Here is a 21,982-nt window from a genome sequence, read left to right as displayed (position 1 = left end):
CAAACGTGCGCCACGACGACAAACCTGCGCCACGACGATCTCCGGGCGCCGTGGGCCGTTCGACTGAAGGGCAACCGGCACTAGACCAGCGAGGTCGCATCGTTCAGCCGAAGATCGCCCAGCCGTGCGGCGGTACCGTGACCCCGGCCGGGCCTGCGTCGGCCGTGCCGGCCAGCGGCGGGGTCGCATCCGTGTCGACCGGCAAGGCCTCGTCGCTCAGGTTGAGCGCCACGACCAGGCGATGACTGCCGTCGGTCACCTCGAACACGTACCCGGTGTTCGTGAGGGTGAGCGGCCGGCTCGTGGCCGTGTGCAGCCACGGGTGCCGCCGGCGCAGCCCGATCAGCTCCTGGTGCAGCACGAACGTGGCAGCACCGGCCGGGTCGAGGTCGGCGGGGCTCTCCGGATAGGCCGGCCGGATCGCATCGTCGCCGCCGGCGCGCTCCTCCTTCACGGCCTGCAGGCCCCGTTCGTCGCCGTAGTAGATGGCCGGGGTGCCGCCCAGGGTGAGCAGCAGCACGAGGGCATGCGCTTGGTGGCGCGCGTCGGGGATCTGGCTGGCCAGCCGGGTCACGTCGTGATTGCCCACGAACGTGTACGGCACGAAGGCGCCCAGGAACGCGTTGTGCCGGGTGAGCGTCCAGTCCAGCTCGAAGAAGTTGGCCTCGGCCAGGCCGTGCCAGATCGCCTGCCACAGCTCGTACTGGGTGACGGCGTCGACCCCGGATGCGGCGACGAACTCGGCGTAGTCGCCGTGCAGCACCTCGCCCATCACGTACACCTCCGGGTGGCGGTCGCGCACCCGCGGGAGCACGCCCGCCCAGAACTCCGCGGGCAAGGCGTAGGCGGCGTCGAGGCGCCACGCGTCGACACCCCGGTCGAGCCAGTAGGTCATCACGCCGGCGACAAGGTCGGCGACGGCCGGGTCGGCGTGGTTGAGGGTCACCAGGGCGTCGTGCCCCTCGAACGCCACCAGGTCGCCCGTGGGCGTGCGCCGGAACAGGGCGTTCTCGGGCGCGGCCGGGTCGGCGAGCGCGGTGACCAACGGTCCGAACTCGCGGCCCACGTGGTTGAAGACCCCGTCGAGCATCACCCGGATACCGCGACTGTGCGCCTCGGCAAGAAGGTACTCGAGGTCAGCGGTGTCGCCGAGCCGGGGATCCACCTCGAGGTAGTCGGTGGTGTCGTAACCGTGCGTGCGGGAGGTGAACACCGGGCCGAGGGCCAAGCCGTTGGCGCCGAGCTCGAGCAGATAGTCCAACCAGGGTACGAGCATCCGCAGCCGGTGCGTCGGCCGGCGGTCGACGCCGGTGACGTCCGCTCCGACGAAGCCGAGCGGATACACGTGCCACCAGATCACGTGTTCGGTCCAGTCAGGCACGCCTCGACCCTACCGCGGCCACGCGTTCACCGGCCCGCCACCCGCGGCCTGGAGCACAACTCCTGCAATTCTCTGATACCCACTGCTGGATCTGCTGCCTGACCGGGATGTAGCCGAATCCAGCAGGAGTTATGCATGGCACTACCAAGGGCTATGAGCGTGCTGGCGCAGGGGATGAAAAAAGGACCGGAGCCTCTCGGCTTCGGTCCTTGGTGGGGCCGCCTATCAGAATCGAACTGATGACCTATTCATTACGAGTGAATCGCTCTACCAACTGAGCTAAGGCGGCGTGAGACCGAATTCTTCCTTGCGCAAGAACGCTCGGTGACACAGCATCCAAGCTTAGTCGGTCGGAGAGGTCACCGTGTACAGCTCGCGGAACGATTTGGCCACCCACGCCGAGAGCGGACTGCAATCGTCCGCTTCTGCCCAACACCGCCAGGCGTGCCGGGTTGCCGCCATGGCGACCAGGGTGAACAGCAACGCCCGCTGCGACAACGCCTGCGGGTTCTGGGCGAGGCGGGGGTCGTCGGCCGCGAACCGGCGCTCCACGATGGCCTGCAGACCGGCCTCGAAGTTGCGCAGGGTGGCCATCCGCATGGTGAACAGGTAGCTGTTCTCCTTCATCACCGCGCGGCGCAGTTCGTGGATTTCGCGGTCGCCGTCGGTGTTCTGCAGGCTCTGGGCAAGCAGGGTGGCCAGGTCGGTGAGCACATCGCCGGGTCCGGCGGCCACGAACGCCTCGATGTCGGAGTCGCAGGCCAGCTCCAGCTCGTCGCCGACCAGGGCGGAATCCTTGGACGCGAAGTAGTTGAAGAAGGTGCGCGGCGACACGTCGGCGTGCCGGCTGATCTCCTCGATGGTGACCTTGTCGATGCCCCGCTCGGAGCAGAGGGTGAGCACGGCCCGCTGGATCTCCCGGCGCGTGGCGAGGCGCTTGCGCTCCCGCAGCCCCACTCCGTCAGCTCCCATAGCCATGGCTCAATTCTTGCACGCGGCGCAAACGGCCCGCCCAGTGGGATGCCGGGCGGGAGCCGGTCAGCACATCGGGTCGGTCGCGGGCACCGTGCCGTCGATGAGGTAGTTGTCCACGGCGTCGTTCACGCAGGAGTTCGACTTGTTGTACGCCGTGTGCCCCTCTCCCTCGTAGGTCACCAGCTGGCCGCTGTCCAGCTGTGCAGCGAGGTTCTGCGCCCACACGTACGGTGTGGCCGGGTCGTTGGTGGTGCCCACGACCAGGATCGGGGCGGCGCCGCTGGCGTGGATCTCCTGGCGTTCTCCGGTGAAGGTGTACGGCCACGCCGCGCAGGAGATGTCGCCGTAGGCCATGTACTTGCCGATGGTGGGCGCGATCTGCTCGATCTGGGCGGCCTCGGCCCGCATGCTGGCCGGGTCGGCGTTGTAGGCGTAGTCCACGCAGTTGATGGCCATGAACGCCTCAGTGGAGTTGTCCAGGTAGGTGCCGTCGGCGTTGCGGCCGTTGTAGGCATCCGCGAACTGCATGGCGCCGTCGGCGCTGCCCTGCAAAACGCCCTCGAACATGTCGCTGAGGTAGCTCCACGCGGTGGCCTGGTAGAGCGGGTAGATGATGGCGGTGAGCAGCGAGTTCGCGCCGAGTTGGCGGCCGTCCGAGGCGGTGATGGGGCTGGCGTCGACCGAGGCGAGCAAGGCCGAGATGGTGGCCATGGCGTCGTCGACGGTGCCGTCGAACGGGCAGTCCTTGCCGGCCAGGCAGTCGGTGAGGTAGGCCCGCAGCGCGCTCTCGAACCCCTTGGCCTGGGTGCTGGTCACTTCGAAGTTGCTGGTGGACGGGTCCAGTGCGCCGTCGAGCACGAGGCGGCCGACCTTGTCGGGGTACAGCTCCGCATAGGTGGCGCCGAGGAAAGTGCCGTAGGAGAAGCCCAGGTAGTTGAGCTGTTTGTCGCCGAGCACGGCGCGGAGCAGGTCGAGGTCGCGGGCGGCGCTCTTGGTGTCGACCTCGCCGAGCAAGGCGCCGGTCTTGTCCGCGCAGGCGGCCGCGAAGCCCGCGGCGCTGGCCTCCTGCTCCTGGAGCCAGGCGTCGCTGCCACGCTCGGCGGTGGTGAGCCCATACAGGTACTCGTCCATTTGCGCCGGGTCGTAACAGGCCACGGCCGAGGACTTGCCGACCCCGCGCGGGTCGAAGCCGACGATGTCGTAACGGGCCTGCAGTGCGGCATCCGTCGCGTAGTCCACGGAGTCCTTGACGAAGTCGTAACCGGAGCCGCCCGGGCCGCCGGGGTTGACCAGCAGGGACCCGATCCGGTCACCCGTGGCGGGGTGCCGCACCAGCGCCAGGTCGACCGACCCGGCGGCTGGGTCGTCCCAGTCCAGCGGGGCGGTCGCGGTGGTGCAGTGCATGCCGTCCTCGCAGTCGGTCCACGCCAGCACCTGGCCGTAGAAGGGGGCGAGGTCGCCCTCCACGTTCTCCCCGGTGGGAGTGGAGGTGGACGGCGCCGGTTGCGGCAGGAACCACGGCACGCAGCCGGTCAGTCCGAGCGTGAGCGCCACCGCGGCCGCCATGGTCGTGAATACGCGTGTGCGCTTGCTCACGGGTTCCCCTTCTTCGGATTTTCGTCTGGTGTCGTCAACATCGGCGGCAGGCCGGGTCAGCGGCGGATCATCGAGACCAGCATGGCCTCGAGTGCCAGTGCCGGGGCCACATTCGCTTCGATGCGTTGCCGGGCCAGGGCGATGGCATCCATCGTGGCCACGGTCGCGGCCGGCGCGCAGGCGTTCGCGGCGCGGCGGAGTTCGGGCAGTAATTCGAGGTTGATCAGGGTGTCGTCCCGGCCCAACTGCACCATCATCACATCCCGGTACAGCGAGGTAAGATCCACCAGGATCCGGTCGATGCCGTCCCGCAGACTGCGGGTGGCGCGGCGTTTCTGGTCGTCTTCGAGGGCCTTGATCTGGCCGCGCAGCGCGGGCGGCACAGACTGGCCCGGCTCCACACCGAGCGAGCGCAGCACACCCTCACGCTCGGTGGCATCGCGCTCGAGGGTGATCGCCTTGGCGTCGTCGCCGGCGATGGCCAGCAGCCGGGCGGCGGCGTTCACCGCGCTGGACACCCCGGTGAGACCGAGGGCCGCACGCAGGGTTTCCTCCCGGCGGGCCCGGGCCTCGGCGTTGGTCGCCAGCCGCAGGGCCATTCCGATGTGGCTCTGTGCCTCCCGCGCCGCCCGTTCGGCGATCGTCGGGTCCACGCCGGTGCGGCGGATGAGCAGGGTCGCCACGTCGGCGATGCTCGGCACCCGCAGGCGCACGGTGCGCACCCGGGAGCGGATCGTGGGCAGCAGGTCGGCCTCGCTGGGGGCGCAGAGGATCCACACGGTGCGCTCCGGCGGCTCCTCGAGCGCCTTGAGCAGCACGTTGGAGGTGCGCTCGACCATGCGGTCGGCGTCTTCGACGACAACGACCCGGTACCGACCCACCGATGGGGAGTACTGCGACCGGGCTACGGCCTCTTTCACGGATTCCATCTTGATGATGACGCCCTCGGTGCTGAGCACGGTGAGGTCGGGGTGGGTGCGCGCGTCGACGAGGCGGCCAGTGGACGTGTCCCCCTGGGGCGTGCCGTCGCTGAGCAGCGCGGTGGCGAACGCGAACGCCAGGTTGGAGCGCCCGGAGCCGGGCGGCCCGGTGATCAGCCAGGCGTGGGTCATCGACGCCGAGGTACTGGTGGAAGAGGGGCTCGCGGTTCCGGCGCGCGCGGCGTCCGGGTCAGCGGTTGCGGCGGCATCCGTGTCACCGTCGGGGCGCTCCAGAGTGGCGACCGCTCCCGGGCGTTCTGCTGCCGCACGGAAGATGGCGATCGCGTCTGCTTGACCCGTCAGGTCGTCCCACACTGCCATTCAACAAGGGTACCCGGCCCCGCCGACAAGCCGGTGCCCTCAGAAGCTGTCCGGCTTCGGATGCGCTCCAAGGTCGCCGAGCAACCGCTGGACACGCTGAGTTGCCAGGTGATGCCCCCTCGATGCCCGCAAAGCGGCCGCAACTGGCAGCTCACCGCAGCCGGGAGCCGCGGCTAGAGCAGGGTGGCAACGCGGGCGCGGATGCGTTCCGCGATCTCGTCGATCGGCGCTGCGGCATCCAGCACCAGGAAGCGGTCGGGTTCCGCAGCGGCCAGGTCGAGGAAGGCCGCTCGCACCCGGGCGTGAAACTCGCCCTTCTCGGCCTCGAGCCGGTCGAAGACCTTGTTGTCGGCGTCGAGGCGGCTGCGGGCGGCGGTCTCGTCGAGATCGAGCAGCAGGGTCAGGTGCGGAAGCAGACCCTCGACCGCCCAGAGCGAGAGGTCGCGCACCTCGGTGCCACCCAGCACCCGGCCGGCACCCTGGTAGGCCACGGACGAGTCGAGGTAGCGGTCCTGGATGACGATCTCACCGCGGGCGAGCGCCGGCCGCACCAGCGTGGCGATGTGCTGGGCCCGGTCGGCGGCGTAGAGCAGAGCTTCGGCGCGCGGGGAGACCTCGCCGCGGTGGTGCAGCACGATCTCGCGGATCTCCACACCCACCTCGGTTCCGCCGGGCTCGCGGGTACGCACGACCGTGCGCCCCTGCGCCTGGAGCCAGTCGGTGAGCAGCTGGGCCTGGGTGCTCTTGCCCGACCCGTCGCCACCCTCGAGGGTGATGAACAGGCCGGGCGTCACAGCATCCGTCACGACTGCGAAGCCTGGGCCGCCTTCGCGGCCGCGGTGGCCGCCCGGGTGGCCGCTGCCTTCGCGGCGGTGGCGGCCTTCTGCTCCGGGGTGCGTTCGGCGCGCGGCGCGGTGCCGGGCGTCGCGGACGAGGTACCGGTCTTCTTGGCGGGTGCGCGCTTGGCGGCCGTCGTGGTGGTGCTGCCGGCCTTCTTCGCCGGCGCCTTCTTCACGGCGGCCTTCTTGGCGGGAGCCTTCTTCGGGGCCGCCTTCTTGGCCGGAGCCTTCTTCACCGCCGGGCCCTTGGCCCGCTTGTCGGCGAGCAGCTGCACGGCGCGCTCGTAGTCGACCTCCTCGACGCTCTCGGCCTTGGGGATGGTGGCGTTGGTGATGCCATCGGTGACGTAGGCGCCGAACCGGCCGTCCTTGATCTTGATGGCCTTGCCGCTCTCCGGGTCGGGCTCTTCGAAGTCCTTGAGCGCGCTGGACGCACGGCGGGCGCCGTACTTCGGCTGGTTGTACAGGTCGATGGCGCCAGCGAGGTCGATCTCGAAGATCTGGTCTTCGCTGGTGAGCGAGCGGGTGTCGACGCCCTTCTTCAGGTACGGGCCGAACTTGCCGTTCTGCGCGAGGATCTCGGTCTGGGTCTCCGGGTCGATACCCACCACGCGCGGCAGGTTGAGCAGCGCCAGCGCGGTGTCGAGGTCCACCGTGGCCAGGTCCATCGACTTGAACAGCGACGCCGTGCGCGGCTTCACCGCGGCGGCGGCCTTCTTGGCCGGGGCCTTGCGCTTGGGCTTGGCGCCGGCAGCGGATGCCGCGGCCGTCACCGTGGCGTCGGCCAGCTGGGTGACCTCGCCGGTGAGCGGGTCCACGGTCTCGCCGGGGCCGTCGGTGTCGGCCGGCGGCTCGAGCTCGGTCACGTAGGGGCCGAATCGGCCGTCCTTGGCGACGATTTCCTTGCCGTTGTCCGGGTTCACACCGATGACGCGGTCGGTCACGACCGGGGCGTCGACGAGCTCACGGGCCTTGGCCGGGGTGAGTTCGTCGGGTGCCAGGTCCGGCGGGATGTTCACCCGGCGGGGCGTGACATCCGGGCCCGCGCTCGGGTCGACGACCTCGAGATAGGGGCCGTACTTGCCGATGCGCAGGGTGATGTCGTCGACGATGTGGATCGAGTTGATCGACTTGGCGTCGATCTCACCGAGGTTGTCGACCACCTGACGGAGCCCGCGGTGCTTTTCGGAACCGAAGTAGAAGCTGGTCAGCCAGTCGACCCGGTCGGCGGTGCCGCCGGCGATGCGGTCGAGGTCGTCTTCCATCTCGGCGGTGAAGTCGTACTCCACCAGATCGGAGAAGAACTCCTCGAGCAGGCGCACCACGGAGAAGGCGATCCAGTTGGGCACCAGAGCCTGGCCGCGCGGGGTGACGTAGCCGCGGTCGGTGATGGTGGAGATGATCGACGCGTACGTGGACGGGCGGCCGATGCCGAGTTCTTCGAGCTTCTTCACCAGGCTGGCCTCGGTGTAGCGGGCGGCCGGGGTGGTCTCGTGGCCCTTGGCCTCCACCTCGACGAGGGTGAGGGCCTGGCCCTCCTCCAGCGGCGGCAGCTTCGACTCGGTGGCGTCGGTGGACGCGTTGCGTTCCTCGTCCTTCGACTCCTCGTAGGCGAGCATGAAACCGCGGAAGGTGATCACGGTGCCGCTGGCGGCGAACTCGGCGAGCGCCTCCGACGCGGCGGGGTGCGCGGCCTGACCGGTGGGCCCGGCGGCGATGGTCACCGACGCGGTCGATCCGGTGGCATCCGCCATCTGGCTGGCGACGGTGCGCTTCCAGATCAGGTCGTAGAGCTTGAAGTCGTTGCCGCGCAGCGAGCTGGCCAGTGACGCCGGGGTGCGGAACGTGTCACCCGACGGGCGGATGGCCTCGTGCGCCTCCTGGGCGTTCTTGCTCTTGCCCTTGTAGAGGCGCGGGCTCGCGGGTACGGTCTCGGGACCGTACAGCGACGCGGCCTGCTTACGGGCGGCGGTGATCGCCTGCTGCGACAGCGACGGCGAGTCGGTACGCATATAGGTGATGTAGCCGTTTTCGTAGAGCGACTGGGCCACGCTCATGGTCTGCCGGGCGGTGAAGCGCAGCTTCCGCGCGGCCTCCTGCTGCAGCGTGGAGGTGGTGAACGGCGCGGCAGGGCTGCGACGGTAGGGCTTGGAGGCCACCTTGGTGACCGTGATCGGCACACCGGGCACCTTGAGGGCATCGGCGAGGGCGAGGGCGGATGCCTCGTCGAGGGTCGCGGCGACGACCTTCGGCTTGAGCTTGCCGGTGTCGTCGAAGTCGCTGCCGGTGGCGATGCGTTCGCCGCCGAGGCGAACGAGCTTGGCCTGGAAGCCGTTCTCCGTGGAAGCGCCCGGAGCGAGCTGGGCCAACAGGTCCCAGTAGCCGGCGGAGACGAAGGCGAGGCGTTCGCGTTCGCGGTCCACGACGAGGCGGGTGGCGGCGGACTGCACCCGGCCGGCGGACAGGCCGGGGCCCACCTTGCGCCAGAGCACAGGCGAGATCTCGTAGCCGTAGATACGGTCGAGGATGCGCCGGGTTTCCTGCGCGTCGACGAGCGCGGTGTCGAGGTCGCGGGTGTTGTTGGTGGCCGCGATGATCGCGTCCTTGGTGATCTCGTGGAACACCATCCGCTTGACCGGAACCTTGGGCTGGAGAACCTGGAGGAGGTGCCACGCGATGGCCTCGCCTTCGCGGTCCTCATCAGTTGCGAGGAGGAGTTCGTCGGCGTTCTTCAGAGCTCGTTTGAGGTCGCTGACCGTCTTCTTCTTGGCGTCGGAGACCACGTAGTACGGTTCGAAGCCGTTGTCGACGTCGACGGAGAACTTGCCCAGCGGGCCCTTCTTGAGCTCCGGCGGCAGATTCTTGGGCTCGATCAGGTCTCGAATGTGACCGACCGACGACAAAACCTCGTATCCGTCGCCCAGATAGGCGGCGATCGACTTCATCTTGGTCGGCGACTCGACAATGACCAGCTTCTTAGTGCCTGGCACCAGACTCCTCTTTATAGGTAACGGTCTGTGTAACGACCAAGCCACACCATACACACAGGAATCGGGTGTGCGCCTACCGAGACCGCGCTGGAGGGCTCCGAATCCCCTCCACGGTAGCTCGACTGTGGCCCGACGCAAGGCCTGTGCCGGGCGCCGCACATGTTCCCGGAAATGCGCTGGGGCGTGCGGTGCCCGGCGTTGCCCGAGCGCCGGATTCGGATTGGGGGTTGCCTCCTGGGGGCCCAGACGGAGAATGGAGACATGGGTACAGCAACGCACGACACATATACGGCGAAACTCACCGATGGCCCGCTCGAGGGCAAGACCGTCACGACGGAATTCCTCGAATCCGGCGATCCCCGGCCCCGCATCGAGATTCCGTCGGATTCGCACGGCAAGCGCTACCTCTATGCCCGCGCCGCCGGGCTTGAGTTCGACTCCACCGAACACCCCGAACGTCCCACGGCCGTCGACTACCGCTATCTGGAGGCCGTTTTCGAAGCGTCCGGCTCGTCGTCCTAGACGACTGAATCGTCCGGCTGGCTAATCGGGCTCGGCGGGAGGCCCGGCTCTCGCCCGGGTCGACAGCACGAAGCCGCCGGCGTTCCTGGTCACCGTGACGGTGACCACCAGGCCGTCGACCGTGCAGGCCACCAGTCGCGCCGAATTGAGGTCGGCCGCCCGCTGCGCCAACTCGCAGGGCACCCCCGGCACCAGCCCGGCCGCCGTGTCCGCCCCGGCGAGCGCGGATGCGTCGGCCGCGGCGCGCACCGTCTGGCCGATCGTGAGCAGGCCGAGAATCGGCAGGAGGAGCAGCGTCACCGCCGCGATCGCTCCCACCACGGCCACGGCGAGCACCGAACCCGAGCCGTGCTCCCGTGGCTGCCGCACCGGCGTGGTCACGGGCCGCCCGCCAGAGCGCAGGAGCGCGCCCCGAAGGTGAGCCCCACGGCGGCGAACGGGCCGAAGGCGCTCACGGCGCGGAGCTGGGCGCAGACGAACTCGCCCTGATGCTGCACAGTGAGGGTAGCGTTCAGGCCGAGACCCGACACCAGCCCCGCCGCCGCACCAGATCCCTCCCCTCGGGCGAGCAGCCGGGCCGCCGACCCTGCGGCATCCGCCAGCCGCACCTGCTGGCCAACCACCTGCACCGCGCCCAGGCAACAGCCCAGCAGGAGCAGCACGGCCGGCAGCAGCGCGGCGAACTCGGCCGTGACACTGCCCCGCTGCGCGTCACCCCACCGTGAGCGCACTGCGCACCAACTCGGTGAGGATGCCGCGCACCTCGTCGCCGCGCAGAATGACGATCAACAGCCCGGCGAATCCCACCGCTGCCATGGTGGCGACAATGTACTCCGCCGTGGCGGCCCCGCGATCGTCCTTGAGACGCAGGAGCGCCCTGCGGGTGTTGGAGCGAACCGTGCGGATGCGGACGAGTCCGGTGCGTACCCCGGTCGCCGTGCTGGGGCTGTATCGCGACGGTGACGAGGCCCGCGCGGTGATCTCGGCACCTTCATCGTCTCCCGGATCATGCTCCGTTGGCAGAGCAGGCGGGCGGTTGAGAGCGGTCATGGAAAATCTCCTTTCGCGTACAGGACGCGGTGTGAATGGCCCGAGTGCAGCTATCCTGCGCCGGCGTCAACGGCCGCAGGGCGGCACCGGCCCGTCTGTGCAGAGTGGGCCGGCGCGGCAGACTGTGGAGGAGGCGTCAGCGCTGAGTGAGGAGGCCGCTGAATGAGCGACATGACCCGACGGTGGTCGGCCGAAGAGTTAGAGCTCGTCGACCGTGCGGCCGAGCTGCAGATCGCCTCCCGGCGTGCGGACCGCAGCATCCGCCCATTCGTGACCGTGTGGATGGTGCGGGTCGGTGCCGACGTGTACGTACGGTCCGGAGCGGGGTATGGCGGCGTGAGCAGATGGCTGCCCCGGGCACGGGATGCCGGGCGCGGGCTCGTGCGCATCGAGGACCACGTGTCGCCGGCAGTCTTCTCGTCTGTGCACCCCGACGACCCCGTGCACGACGAGATCGACGGAGCCTATGTACGCAAGTACGGGGGCAGCTTCGGCATGACCAACCCGGCCACCCGCGCCCACACGCTACTCATCACTCCCTCCCCCGACGCATCGGGCGGCCTCGCTGCGCAGTAGCTCGCCGCGCGGCGCCGTCGCTAAAAGCCGGTGAGTGTGGAGGAGAGCACACTGAGCAGGAGCGGCGCCACGCCCACGAGCATGAAGGCCGGCAGCACGCACACCCCGAGCGGGATCATCAGGGCGACGCCGAGCGATTCGCCGCGCTGCCGGCCGGCGCTGCGGGCATCCCGGCGGGCCTGGTCGGCCTCGCTGCGCAGCAGTTCACCGGCCGGGATGCCCGCTCTCGCCGAAAGTTCGAGCACCCGCTCGATCACCGTGTCGGCCGCGATCTCCGTGTGAACCGGGCGAAGACCGAACCGTTCGGCGCTCTGCCGTGCCATATCGCGCGCCCGGTCGATGGAGCCTCCTCCGGCCATCCCGATGGCGGTGAGGTCCAGCTCAAGGCCGGGAGCCGTCAATTGGGCCCCGGCCGTTGCGACGAGAGCCCGGTTCCACCGGGACGCACCCAGCATGAGCAGCAAGCCCGCGGCAAGGCACCCCAGGCCCGGGCCGGTGAAGAACAGAGTGTGCACGGTGTCGAAGCCCAGCAGCGCGCCGAACAGCAGCGCTACCAGCGGCAGCACCAGCACCATCCGGGCGGTGGCCCGGGGTCCGGTCAACGCCACCGCCAGGTCGCGGTGCAGCTGGCCCAGGTCACGGAACGCGCCGGCCAGGTCGCGCAGACAGCCGGCCAAGGGGGCACCGGCCTGCGTCGCGACCTCCCAGGCGGCGGCGAGCGCCCGCCAGGCATCCGCCGGCTGGGTGGGCAGTTGCCGCGCCTCGTGGGCGATCGCCTCGGACACGCTCTCGCCGGCGTGCGCCGCCCGCGCGGCGGCCAGCAGCACGGCGCGGGAGCCGGCGTCGACCGGCGCCCGGCCCAACCACCGGCCAAACCGCCCGACGGGTGTGCGGCCGGGTGGCCCGTGGCGGGGCGCGGTTCTGCGGCCGAGGGCGCGGAGCATCAGGATGCCGCGGGACGGCCGCTGCGGCGGGTCGACGCCGGCAGGTGGCACGAGGTAGTCCCAGGCGGAGACCGGCGAGACTCCGGCCGCGAGCAGCACGGCCAGGCGTTCGGCGATCCGGGCGACCTCATCGATCGGGTTGGCCGCCGCCGCACGCCTGGTCATGCCTCTACCGCACTCAGGCGTTCGGCTGCGTCGAGAACGAACCGGCCCACCTGGGCGAGCCGGCGGGTGCCGCCGCGGCGTTCGAGATGCAGCACCAGGCCGATGGCGCTCACGGTCTGCCGTGCCACGGCGGCCGGACTCATCCCGGCGAGCGCGCCGAGCGCCTCGAGCCGGGCGGGCACGTCTCCCAGGGAGTTGGCGTGCAGGGTGCCGGCCCCACCATCGTGCCCGGTGTTGAGGGCGCCGAGCAGCTCGCGGATCTCGGCGCCACGGCACTCGCCGAGCACCAACCGGTCCGGCCGCATCCGCAGCGCTTCCCGCAGCAGGCTCTCCAGTCCGATCCGGCCGGCCCCTTCAAGGTTGGCCTGCCGTGACTCCAGGCCCACGACGTGCGGGTGGTCGATGCGTAGCTCGGCGACGTCTTCGATGGCCACAATGCGTTCGTCGGCCGGAGCCTCGGCCAGCAGGGCGGCCAGCAGGGTGGTCTTGCCGCTGCCGGCCGCTCCGGTGACGAGCAGATTCTGCCGGTCGAGCACCGCGGCGCGCAGCCGGCCGAGCTGGGCGGCCGCGGCCTCACCGGCACCGAACATGCCGGCGGCGGCCAGGGCGTCGAGGCTGAGGCGGTGCACCCGCGGCAAACGGATGGAGAGCAGGGTGCCCGTGCTCGAGACCGGGGGCAGCACGGCGTGCACGCGGATGCCGTCGGCCAGACGCACATCCACGCAGGGGCTGGCCTCATCGATATGGCGCCCGCCGAGCGCGATCAGCCGCACGGCGAGGTCCCGGATGCCGCGCTCGTCGCTGTGCCAGTCCGGCGCGGCCACCAGGCCGTGACCGGCGTCGCGCCAGAGGCCGGCCTCCCCGTTGACGAACAGATCGGTGACGGCGCCGTCGCGGGCGAAGGGTGCGAGCGGCCCGAGCACCGACACATCGGCGCGGGTGAGCACGGGCGGCATGGGGTCGAGGGCCCGGCCCGGCGCCGCATCCACCATCCCGTGGGCGCGACCTGGCTGCGCGTCCGGCCGGTCACGGGCGGGGTCTCCCCCAGCCGCGGCCGGATGCGGGGCTGTGCTGACGGTCACGGGGCTGGGCCGGCTCAGGTAGGAGGGCACGGCGACGAAGGGCTCTGGCATTCGAGCACGCTACGGCCTTGGGTGGCCGGCGGGAGGGGAGCCATCCGCTGTTGTGCAGAGGCGTGGTCGGCACCCGGCTGTGGAGGAGCAGCGCCCGGGTGGAGAGACACGTGTTGCCCGGTCGGACGACTGCGCCCGGCGTGCGGGGGCTCAGAAGTCCGGCCGGGCAACAGGTGTGCCTGGAGGGGGCCGATACAGCGATGAAGCGGTACAGCTGGTCACGCAGGTGCACGATTCGCAGTGGGGCGCGCGAGCCGTGCGGGGGAAAGCGCGGGCGTGTCGTTGAGAGACACGGGCGCGCCGTTAAAAAGAGGGGGGCGGCACCTATTGGGGGGAACAGGTGCCGCCTCGGCAGTGCGCTGATTGGGGGGAACCAAGCGCACCACAGGTCAAAACTTTCGTTCAGACAAGCTCAAGCATACTTGGGAAAACCAGATGCGCAAGTCCCCTGGGTCCCCCTAAATGAGGACATGAAAAGAAAGCCACGTGAGAAGGGTTTTCCGAATGTATCCCGGGCAGAAATTCGGTGGTTCTTTCGCCGAGAAATGCCCTCGAGCGTGTTGCGCGGGCCGTGTAGGGTTCAGGGATGAGGTCGCCCCGGCGCCTCGACACTGCCTGAACTCGCAAAGGAGCGAACCATCATGAGCGTGCAAATCGACCATCTTCTCCATGAGTCCCGCCGATTCCCGCCCTCTCCAGAGTTCGCCGCCCAATCGGTGGCCACTGAGGCTCTCTACGCGGATGCGGCAGCAGATCGGCTCGGTTTCTGGGCCGACCAGTCCCGCGAACTGTTGCACTGGCACAAGCCGTTCACCCGCACGCTGGACTGGACCAACCCGCCGTTCGCGAAGTGGTTCGACGACGGCGAGCTCAATGTGGCCTACAACTGCCTCGACCGGCACGTGCTGTCCGGCAATGGCGATCGGGTGGCGCTGCACTGGGAGGGCGAGCCGGGCGATTCCCGCTCGATCACCTACGCGCAGCTCACCGACGAGGTCAAGCGCGCCGCGAACGTGCTCCTCGGCCTCGGGGTGCGCGCCGGCGACCGGGTGGCCATCTACCTGCCGATGATCCCGGAAGCCGTCGTGGCGATGCTCGCCGTCGCCCGCATCGGCGCCGTGCACTCGGTGATCTTCGGCGGCTTCAGCGCCGAGAGCCTGCGCTCCCGCATCGACGACGCCGAGGCCGTGGTCGTGATCACCGCCGACGGCGGCTACCGCAAGGGTCGGGCCACCCCGCTCAAGCCCGCAGTGGACGCCGCCCTGGCCAGCGGCGACTCCTCGGTGCACACCGTTCTCGTCGTGGAACGCACCGGCGGCGGCGTGGAATGGAACGAACGCGACAAGTGGTGGCACGAAGAGCTCGCCGCCGTCGACGCCGAGCACGAGGCGCAGCCGTTCCCCGCCGAGAACCCGCTGTTCATCCTCTACACCTCGGGCACCACGGGCAAGCCCAAGGGAATCCTGCACACCAGCGGCGGCTACCTCACCCAGGTGGCCTTCACCCACAAGAACGTCTTCGACCTCAAGCCGGAGAAAGACGTCTTCTGGTGCACGGCCGATGTGGGCTGGATCACCGGGCACAGCTACGTGGTCTACGGGCCGCTGGCCAACGGGGCCACCCAGGTGCTCTACGAGGGCACCCCCGACACCCCGCACCCTGGGCGCTGGTGGGAGATCATCGCGAAGTACCAGGTGAGCATCCTCTACACCGCGCCCACCGCCATCCGCACCTTCATGAAGATCGGTCGGCAGGAACCGCAGAAATTCGACCTGACCAGCCTGCGCCTGCTCGGATCGGTGGGCGAGCCGATCAACCCCGAGGCCTGGATGTGGTACCGCGAGGTGATCGGCAACCAGCTCACCCCTGTGGTCGACACCTGGTGGCAGACCGAGACCGGCGCGATCATGATCAGCGCCCTGCCCGGCATCACCGAGACGAAGCCCGGCGCGGCGCAGGTCGCGATCCCGGGCATCTCCATCGATGTGATCGGCGAAGACGGCCACCATGTCGGGCATGGCAACGGCGGCCTGCTCGTGGTCACCGAACCGTGGCCGTCGATGCTGCGCGGCATCTGGGGCGACCCGGAGCGATTCATCGAGACGTACTGGGAGAAATTCCAGGATGCGCCGAACGGCCCGCTGTACTTCGCCGGCGACGGCGCCCGGCTCGACCGTGATGGCGACATCTGGCTGCTCGGCAGGGTCGACGACGTGATGAACGTGTCGGGGCACCGGCTGTCCACGGCCGAGATCGAGTCGTCGCTGGTGGCGCACGCCACGGTGGCCGAGGCCGCGGTGGTGGGTGCGCACGACGAGACCACCGGGCAGGCGGTGGTCGCTTTCGTGATCATCAAGTACAGCCAGACGGATGCGGCGAGCCACGCCGACATCAGCGCGATCCTCCGCGCACACGTGACGCTGCAGATCGGAGCGATCGCCCGGCCGCGGGAGATCCACATCGTGAACGAGCTGCCGAAGACCCGCTCGGGCAAGATCATGCGGCGCCTGTTGCGCGACGTGGCCGAGGGCCGTGAGATCGGGGACACCACCACCCTCGCCGACACCTCGATCATGCAGATCATCACCGACAGCATGCGCTGACCCCTCGCGAGCCGTGAGTTCAGCACCGTCCCGGGGCCCGGGACCGGTCTAGCTCACGGCTCGCGGGTGTGCATGGAGGAAACGTTCACGAAGGGGCTCTAGCGTGAAGCGGATGTCTGCCGCCGAACCCCGCACCCGTCTCGTCGCCCTTGACGCCCTGCGGGGCGTCGCGGCCGTCGTTGTGCTCGTGCACCACGTGTCGATGACCGCCCCGTCGGTCTCGGCCGCGTACTCGTCGAGCGCGAATGTGGCGATCTTCTCCACGGGCTGGTGGGCCACCCTCTCCCCCCTGAAAATCTTCTTCGCCGGCCCGGAGTTCGTGCTGGTGTTCTTCGTGCTCAGCGGCTTCGTGCTGGTGCTGTCCCCGCTGGGCCGCTGGCCGTGGACTCCGCGTCCGACCCGGGGCGCCGCAGGAGCGCGCACCGGCAGCGCCGACGGCACCGAGGCCATGGCCCCCGACACCGCCGCACTGGACGCGACCGCCCGGGACATCTCGGCCCCCGACAGCACAACACCGGATGCCGCAACACCGGGCGACACCGGCTCGGTCGCGCCTGTCGCCACGGTCGACAGCCCGCCGACCGAGGCCACGGCCCCGACTATCGCGCCGGTCCACGGCTACGACTGGCTGGCCTACTACCCGCGCCGCATCATCCGCCTGTCCATCCCGGTCATCGTCTCGGTGGCGCTGGCCGCGGTCTGGATCCTCCTAGTGCCCCGCACGATCACGGGCAACGAAGGCGCCTGGATGGCGAAGCAGGGCAGCCCCGACCTCGGCATCGGCAATCTGCTGCGCGAGGCCAGCATCGTGGGGTTCACCGGCCGCCCCGACGTCAACCCGCCGTTGTGGTCGCTGGCCTGGGAGATGTGGTTCTCGCTGCTGCTGCCGGTGGGAGTGATCCTGGCCGTGGCCACCCGGCGGTGGACGCTGGCCTGGGTTGCGGTCATGCTCGGCGTCTCCACCATCGGGTATCTCCTCGGCGCCGAGCCGCTGATGTACCTCCCGGCTTTCGGCCTCGGCGCGCTCATCGCCGCCAACCTGTCCACCTTGCAGGCCCGTTCGGCCCGCCTGCTGAAGCGGCCAGGCGGCACGCTCGTGTGGAGCCTGATCGCGGTGCTGGGGCCGGCGCTGCTCATCGGCTACTGGCTGGCGCGTCCACTGCTCAGCGAGCCGTGGAACTCCCTGGCTCTGGCGTTGCGGGTGCCGGGAGCCGTGCTCATCGTCGCCACCGTGGCCCTGTGGCCGCCGGTGCAACGGCTACTCAGCGGCCGGCTGCTCGGCTGGCTCGGCGCCATCAGCTTCAGCCTGTACCTCGTGCACTTCCCCGTGGTGGTCACCTTCGCGCAGCTCTTCGGCCCGGAGCACTGGTGGTGGGGTGCGCTCATCTCGGTGCCGCTGAGCCTGGTACTCGCACAGCTGATGTACCGCTGGGTGGAACTTCCCGCACAGGCGCTGGCTACCCGTGCCGGCGCGGCGTTCTCGGCCAGCCATCCGCGCCCCGAAGCCGCCTCCGCCTCATAAACCCGCGGCGCGCTGATCGAGACAGACCCGGCGACACGTTGATCGAGCCTGTCGAGGATCGAACCTGTCGAGATCCCGGTGGGTCTCGACAAGCTCGACCGACGATGCCCTGAAGTGGCGGGTTAGGCGAAGGAGACGATGAGCTCCACCTCGACGGGCGAGTCCATCGGCAGCACGGCCACGCCCACGGCGGAGCGGGAGTGCACGCCGATGGTGCCGAAGATCTCGCCGAGCACGTCGGAGGCCCCGTTCACGACGCCGGGCTGGCCGGTGAAGTCGGGGGCGGATGCGACGAAACCGGTGACCTTGACCACCTGGGTGATGCGGTCGAGCGAACCGATCACACTCTGGATGGCGGCAAGCGCGTTGAGCGCACACTGCCGGGCGTACTCCTTGGCGTCAGCGGCCGGCACAAGGCCGTGGCCGTCGCCGACCTTGCCGGTGGCGGGCAGAGCGCCGGAGACCATCGGCAGCTGGCCGGAGGTGAACACCAGCGAGCCGCTCACGACGGCGGGCACGTAAGAGGCGACCGGCGGAACGACCGACGGCAGTTCGATTCCCAGCTCGGCGAGGCGAGCTTCTACCTGTGACATTGTCATGCTCCTTCTGCGCCGGCGACCGGACGCTTGAGATAGGCGACGAGTCCACCCTCGGGGCCGGTGACGACCTGCACGAGCTCCCAGCCTTCCGATCCCCAGTTGTTGAGGATCGCGGCAGTGTTGTGGATCATCAGCGGGGTGGTGAGGTACTCCCAGGCAGTCATGCGGCTCCGATTCAGGCTGTTTTTCAGAATTGTCCCTTACGCTCAATTGTATGTCTGCCAAAAAACGTACGGTTAGTGGAGCGCTCGGCGGTCTCCTCGGCATTATCGGAATGAGCGCCGTCGCCGGCGTTCTGGTTACTGTCGCCGTGACCCCCGCCCTGGCCGTGACGGGCATGACCACCACCAACACGATCAACGTGTTCGAGAGTCTGCCCAACTACCTCCGGGTCGACCAGCTGTCCCAGAAGAGCACCATCTATGCGGTGCAGGACAACGGCGCCCCCTACGCTCTCGCGTCCTTTTACGACCAGAACCGCGTCGAGGTTCCGCTGGCGAGCATGAGCCAGTTCGTCCAGGATGCCGCGGTGTCCGGCGAGGACCCGCGCTTCTACGAACACGGCGGAGTCGACCTGCAGGGCACCATCCGCGGCGCCCTGTCCACGGTCACCGGCGGCGGCACCCAGGGTGGCTCCTCCATCACCCAGCAGTACGTCAAGAACGTTCTCGTGCAGAAGTGCGAGGTCCTCACCGACCAGGACGAGCTCGACGCCTGCTACGACGAGGCCACCGCCACGACTCCTGAGCGCAAGCTCAAGGAGATGCGCCTGGCCATCGGCGTGGAGAAGGAATACACCAAGCCCGAGATTCTGCAGGGCTACCTCAACATCACCCTGTTCGGTGGCAGCGTGTACGGCATCGAGGCCGCCTCCAGCTACTACTTCAACACCAGCGCAGCCAACCTCACGCTCTCCCAGTCGGCCAGCCTCATCGCCATCGTGAACAACCCGGAGAAGTTCCGTCTCGACCGGCCCGACAGCGAGACCAACGGTGCCGCCAGCGGCTACGCGGACAACAAGCAACGCCGCGATTACATCCTCGGCGAGATGCTCAAGTACAAGAAGGTCAGCCAGGAAGACTACGACGCCGCCATCGCCGCGCCGATCGAGCCCAGCATCACCGAGCCGAGCACCGGATGCCAGACCGCCGGTGGCAGCGCCTACTTCTGTGACTACGTCACCCAGATCCTCAAGACCGACCCCACGTTCGGTGAAGACGAAGACACCCGCATGACGAACTTCCGTCGCGGCGGCTACGACATCTACACCACGCTCGACCTCGACCTGCAGCAGGCGGCCGAAGACACGATCTCCGAAAACGTGCCGGAGACCTTCGACGGTTGGGACGTGGGTGCCGTTGCCACCAGCGTCCAGGTGGGTACCGGCCGGGTTCTCGCCATGGCGCAGAACAAGATCTACAGCCAGGACCCTGATGTTCTCAACCAGGGCGCGCAGTACACGAGCATCAACTACAACACCGACAAGAACCAGGGCGGCTCCGCCGGCTTCCAGCCCGGCTCCACCTACAAGGTCTTCACCCTCGCGGAATGGCTGAAGGAAGGCCACGCCCTCAACGAGCGGGTCGACTCGGCTCGGAAGTCCGACTGGGGCACCTTCCAGGACTACTGCAGCGGACCGCAGACGTTCCCGGGCTACAACCCCAAGAACGACGCCAACGAGTCCGGCACCAACTACAGCGCCCTGCAGTCGACCATCAACTCGATCAACACGGGCTTCCTCGGCATGGCCAAGAAGCTCGATCTCTGCAAGATCCGCGACACCGCCGAGGCATTCGGCGTGCACCGTGCCGACGGCGACGAGCTCGAGAAGGGCGCCTCCTCGGTGCTCGGAACCAACGAGATCGCACCACTGAGCATGGCGGTGGCCTTCGCCGGCATCGCCAACAAGGGCACTACCTGCTCTGCCGTGGTCATCGACCGCATCGTCGGCCCCGACGACACCGAGATCCCGCCGCCCGCGTCCACCTGCAACCAGTCGGTTGAGCCGTCCGTGGCCGCCGGCATGGCGTACGCCATGAAGCGCGTGCTCACGGAGGGCTCGGCGACGCAGTCCTACAACTCCACCTCCCCGCGGGTACCGATGATCGGCAAAACCGGTACCACCGACGGCGCCAAGGACACCTGGATGAGCGGTGCCAGCAGCAAGGTCGCCACCGTGGTCGGCGTCGTGAGCGTTACCGGCGACGCCAACCAGCGTGCGAGCAAGTACAACTTCGAGAGCGGATCCGCCGCGACCGCCCGACACCGCATGTGGCCGGACATCATGGGCGTCGCCAACGCCAAGTACGGTGGAGACAACTTCGACGAAGCCTCGAACAACGTCATCCAGGGCGCTCAGGTGGCCGTTCCCGATGTGCGCGGCAAGTCGATGGCGGATGCCAAGAGCGCCATCGAGGGCGCCGGCTTCGAGTTCCTCGACGGCGGCGTGACCGACTCCGAGCTGCCGGCCGGCACCGTGGCACGCACCGACCCCGGTAACGGCTCCAACGCCAGCGTGGGAGCCACCATCACGGTGTACTCCAGCAACGGCAACCAGGTTCTCATTCCCGATGTCGTGGGCCAGACTGCCGACCAGGCCAAGGCCACGCTGAACGGCTTCGGCGTGGTGACCACCGACCAGGCCGTCACCGACCCGACGCAGAACAACAAGGTGCTCTCGATGAGCCCCGCCGCCGGTACCCCGGCGACCAAGGGCGGAACCGTAACCATCGTGGTCGGCAAGATGGGGGCTGCGGGTTGAGCGCCGGACGCGCCATCGTCGCGTCGGCCGCCGCCGTGACCGCGGCCGGTCTGGCCGCGTTCGCGTGGGGGTCCCTCGTTGAACGACGTCGGTTCACTCTGCGCGAGGTCACGGTTCCCGTGCTCGCGCCCGGCTCCGACCCGATCCGGGTACTGCACCTCTCCGACCTGCACATGGCTCCGTGGCAGCGCGACAAGCAGGACTGGGTGCGGGGCCTCGCGGCCCTCAAGCCCGACCTCGTCGTCAACACGGGCGACAACCTGGGCCACGAAGACGGCATCGCCGGCGTGGAGTACGCGCTGGAGCCGTTCGCGGGCATCCCGGGCATTTTCGTGAACGGGTCGAACGACTTCTTCGGCCCGCAGCCGAAGAACCCGCTCAAGTACTTCGGCGGCCCATCGATGCTGCGCGCCCGCCACATCGAGCTCGACACCGACGACCTGCACCGGGTCTTTGCGGAGCTCGGCTGGATCGACCTGAACAACGCGGCGGATGCGCTCGACATCAACGGCACCCACCTCGAGTTCTTCGGTGTGGACGACCCGCACATCCGCCGGGACCGTCTCGACCTCATCACCGGCGCCATCGACGAGCTGCGCGGCAACGACCCGCTCACCGAGGAGACCTGGCCTGACCCCGAAGAGCCGACCGGCCCACGCTCGACCCTCACCGTGGGAGTGGTGCACGCGCCCTACCAGCGGGTGCTGAACTCGTTTGTGAACCACGGCGCGCAGCTGATTTTGGCCGGTCACACCCACGGCGGACAGGTGTGCATACCCAAGTACGGGGCATTGGTAACCAATTGTGATATTCCGCGCCGCCAGGTCAAGGGCCTGAGCCTGTGGAACGTGGGCCTGCGCACCTCGTACCTCAATGTTTCGGCGGGACTGGGCACTTCGATCTATGCACCGGTGCGCTTCGCGTGCCCGCCCGAAGCGACCATGCTCACCCTCACCGCCGCGTAATTCCGCCCCTCGACCCCCAAGCTGGGGCCCCCCTCCGACGGCGGGATCAGGCCGTTCTGG

General features: G+C 69.0%; 19 protein-coding genes and 1 tRNA gene. 6 read left to right on the top strand and 14 right to left on the bottom strand.

All coding sequences use genetic code 11. From position 1 onward, the window contains the following. Positions 1-103: 103 nt before the first annotated feature. From PA27867_RS02655 to topA, 7 genes are all read right to left on the bottom strand, one after another. Entirely contained in the window at positions 104-1,381 is a 1,278-nt protein-coding gene (locus PA27867_RS02655; RefSeq protein ID WP_066592829.1) for an alpha-amylase family glycosyl hydrolase, read from the bottom strand. A 213-nt stretch (positions 1,382-1,594) separates the two neighbouring features. Further along, positions 1,595-1,670, bottom strand: a tRNA-Thr gene (locus PA27867_RS02650). 53 nt (positions 1,671-1,723) lie between these two features. Next, positions 1,724-2,359, bottom strand: a complete 636-nt coding sequence (locus tag PA27867_RS02645; RefSeq protein ID WP_157109093.1) for a TetR/AcrR family transcriptional regulator — start codon at positions 2,357-2,359, stop codon at positions 1,724-1,726. Between the two features lie 60 nt (positions 2,360-2,419). Continuing rightward, positions 2,420-3,952 carry an alpha/beta hydrolase gene (locus PA27867_RS02640; RefSeq protein ID WP_420480685.1) on the bottom strand — a complete coding sequence of 511 codons (1,533 nt, stop codon included), beginning with the start codon at positions 3,950-3,952 and terminating at the stop codon, positions 2,420-2,422. Positions 3,953-4,008: 56 nt separating this feature from the next. Beyond that, positions 4,009-5,253, bottom strand: a complete 1,245-nt coding sequence (locus tag PA27867_RS02635) for a DNA polymerase III subunit delta' (protein WP_066592815.1) — start codon at positions 5,251-5,253, stop codon at positions 4,009-4,011. Between the two features lie 173 nt (positions 5,254-5,426). After that, entirely contained in the window at positions 5,427-6,047 is a 621-nt protein-coding gene (tmk, locus tag PA27867_RS02630) for a dTMP kinase (RefSeq protein ID WP_066592813.1), read from the bottom strand. Positions 6,048-6,055: 8 nt separating this feature from the next. Beyond that, on the bottom strand, positions 6,056-9,082 hold the full coding sequence (topA, locus tag PA27867_RS02625) for a type I DNA topoisomerase (protein WP_066592809.1): 3,027 nt from the start codon (positions 9,080-9,082) through the stop codon (positions 6,056-6,058). Between the two features lie 261 nt (positions 9,083-9,343). Here topA and PA27867_RS02620 point away from each other — a divergent pair, with 261 nt between their 5' ends. Next, positions 9,344-9,604 (top strand): hypothetical protein, encoded by a 261-nt coding sequence (locus tag PA27867_RS02620; protein WP_066592806.1) that lies wholly within the window; start codon positions 9,344-9,346, stop codon positions 9,602-9,604. 21 nt (positions 9,605-9,625) lie between these two features. On the opposite strand, the gene PA27867_RS02615 is transcribed toward PA27867_RS02620, so the two are convergent. Genes PA27867_RS02615 through PA27867_RS02605 form a run of 3 tightly spaced genes read right to left on the bottom strand, consistent with a single transcriptional unit; the run spans position 9,626 to position 10,510 of the window. Beyond that, complete coding sequence (locus PA27867_RS02615) at positions 9,626-9,985, bottom strand: Rv3654c family TadE-like protein (protein WP_236900807.1); 360 nt, start codon at positions 9,983-9,985, stop codon at positions 9,626-9,628. After that, positions 9,982-10,335 carry a TadE family type IV pilus minor pilin gene (locus PA27867_RS02610; RefSeq protein ID WP_066592803.1) on the bottom strand — a complete coding sequence of 118 codons (354 nt, stop codon included), beginning with the start codon at positions 10,333-10,335 and terminating at the stop codon, positions 9,982-9,984. Before PA27867_RS02610 ends, PA27867_RS02615 begins: the two co-directional genes overlap by 4 nt. Beyond that, complete coding sequence (locus tag PA27867_RS02605) at positions 10,316-10,510, bottom strand: DUF4244 domain-containing protein (protein ID WP_066598881.1); 195 nt, start codon at positions 10,508-10,510, stop codon at positions 10,316-10,318. The genes PA27867_RS02610 and PA27867_RS02605 overlap by 20 nt, the downstream gene beginning before the upstream one ends. Before the next feature lie 306 nt (positions 10,511-10,816). On the opposite strand from PA27867_RS02605, the gene PA27867_RS02600 reads away from it, so the two are divergent. Continuing rightward, on the top strand, positions 10,817-11,230 hold the full coding sequence (locus PA27867_RS02600; protein WP_066592801.1) for a DUF2255 family protein: 414 nt from the start codon (positions 10,817-10,819) through the stop codon (positions 11,228-11,230). A 20-nt stretch (positions 11,231-11,250) separates the two neighbouring features. Here PA27867_RS02600 and PA27867_RS02595 read toward each other — a convergent pair whose 3' ends face one another. Both PA27867_RS02595 and PA27867_RS02590 read right to left on the bottom strand, forming a co-directional pair. After that, a complete protein-coding gene (locus PA27867_RS02595; RefSeq protein ID WP_084020596.1) occupies positions 11,251-12,339 on the bottom strand; it encodes a type II secretion system F family protein in 1,089 nt (362 codons plus the stop codon). Then, complete coding sequence (locus tag PA27867_RS02590; RefSeq protein ID WP_084020594.1) at positions 12,336-13,472, bottom strand: TadA family conjugal transfer-associated ATPase; 1,137 nt, start codon at positions 13,470-13,472, stop codon at positions 12,336-12,338. Before PA27867_RS02590 ends, PA27867_RS02595 begins: the two co-directional genes overlap by 4 nt. Positions 13,473-14,113: 641 nt before the next feature. Here PA27867_RS02590 and acs point away from each other — a divergent pair. Further along, positions 14,114-16,075 (top strand): acetate--CoA ligase, encoded by a 1,962-nt coding sequence (gene acs, locus PA27867_RS02585; RefSeq protein ID WP_066592798.1) that lies wholly within the window; start codon positions 14,114-14,116, stop codon positions 16,073-16,075. Positions 16,076-16,187: 112 nt separating this feature from the next. Then, positions 16,188-17,597 (top strand): acyltransferase family protein, encoded by a 1,410-nt coding sequence (locus PA27867_RS02580; RefSeq protein WP_066592796.1) that lies wholly within the window; start codon positions 16,188-16,190, stop codon positions 17,595-17,597. Between the two features lie 122 nt (positions 17,598-17,719). Here the strand turns inward: PA27867_RS02580 and PA27867_RS02575 are convergent, their stop codons facing one another. Both PA27867_RS02575 and PA27867_RS20930 read right to left on the bottom strand, forming a co-directional pair. After that, positions 17,720-18,190 (bottom strand): RidA family protein, encoded by a 471-nt coding sequence (locus PA27867_RS02575; protein ID WP_066592794.1) that lies wholly within the window; start codon positions 18,188-18,190, stop codon positions 17,720-17,722. Between the two features lie 2 nt (positions 18,191-18,192). After that, complete coding sequence (locus tag PA27867_RS20930) at positions 18,193-18,360, bottom strand: hypothetical protein (RefSeq protein WP_166793334.1); 168 nt, start codon at positions 18,358-18,360, stop codon at positions 18,193-18,195. A 50-nt stretch (positions 18,361-18,410) separates the two neighbouring features. On the opposite strand from PA27867_RS20930, the gene PA27867_RS02570 reads away from it, so the two are divergent. Together PA27867_RS02570 and PA27867_RS02565 are read left to right on the top strand one after the other, a co-directional pair. Continuing rightward, entirely contained in the window at positions 18,411-20,957 is a 2,547-nt protein-coding gene (locus tag PA27867_RS02570; protein WP_066592791.1) for a transglycosylase domain-containing protein, read from the top strand. Continuing rightward, a complete protein-coding gene (locus PA27867_RS02565; protein ID WP_066592789.1) occupies positions 20,954-21,922 on the top strand; it encodes a metallophosphoesterase in 969 nt (322 codons plus the stop codon). The genes PA27867_RS02570 and PA27867_RS02565 overlap by 4 nt, the downstream gene beginning before the upstream one ends. The last annotated feature ends 60 nt before the right edge of the window (positions 21,923-21,982 follow it).

The organism is Cryobacterium arcticum (assembly GCF_001679725.1).
Classification (GTDB): domain Bacteria; phylum Actinomycetota; class Actinomycetes; order Actinomycetales; family Microbacteriaceae; genus Cryobacterium; species Cryobacterium arcticum_A.
This window is presented reverse-complemented; position numbering and strand designations above follow the sequence as displayed.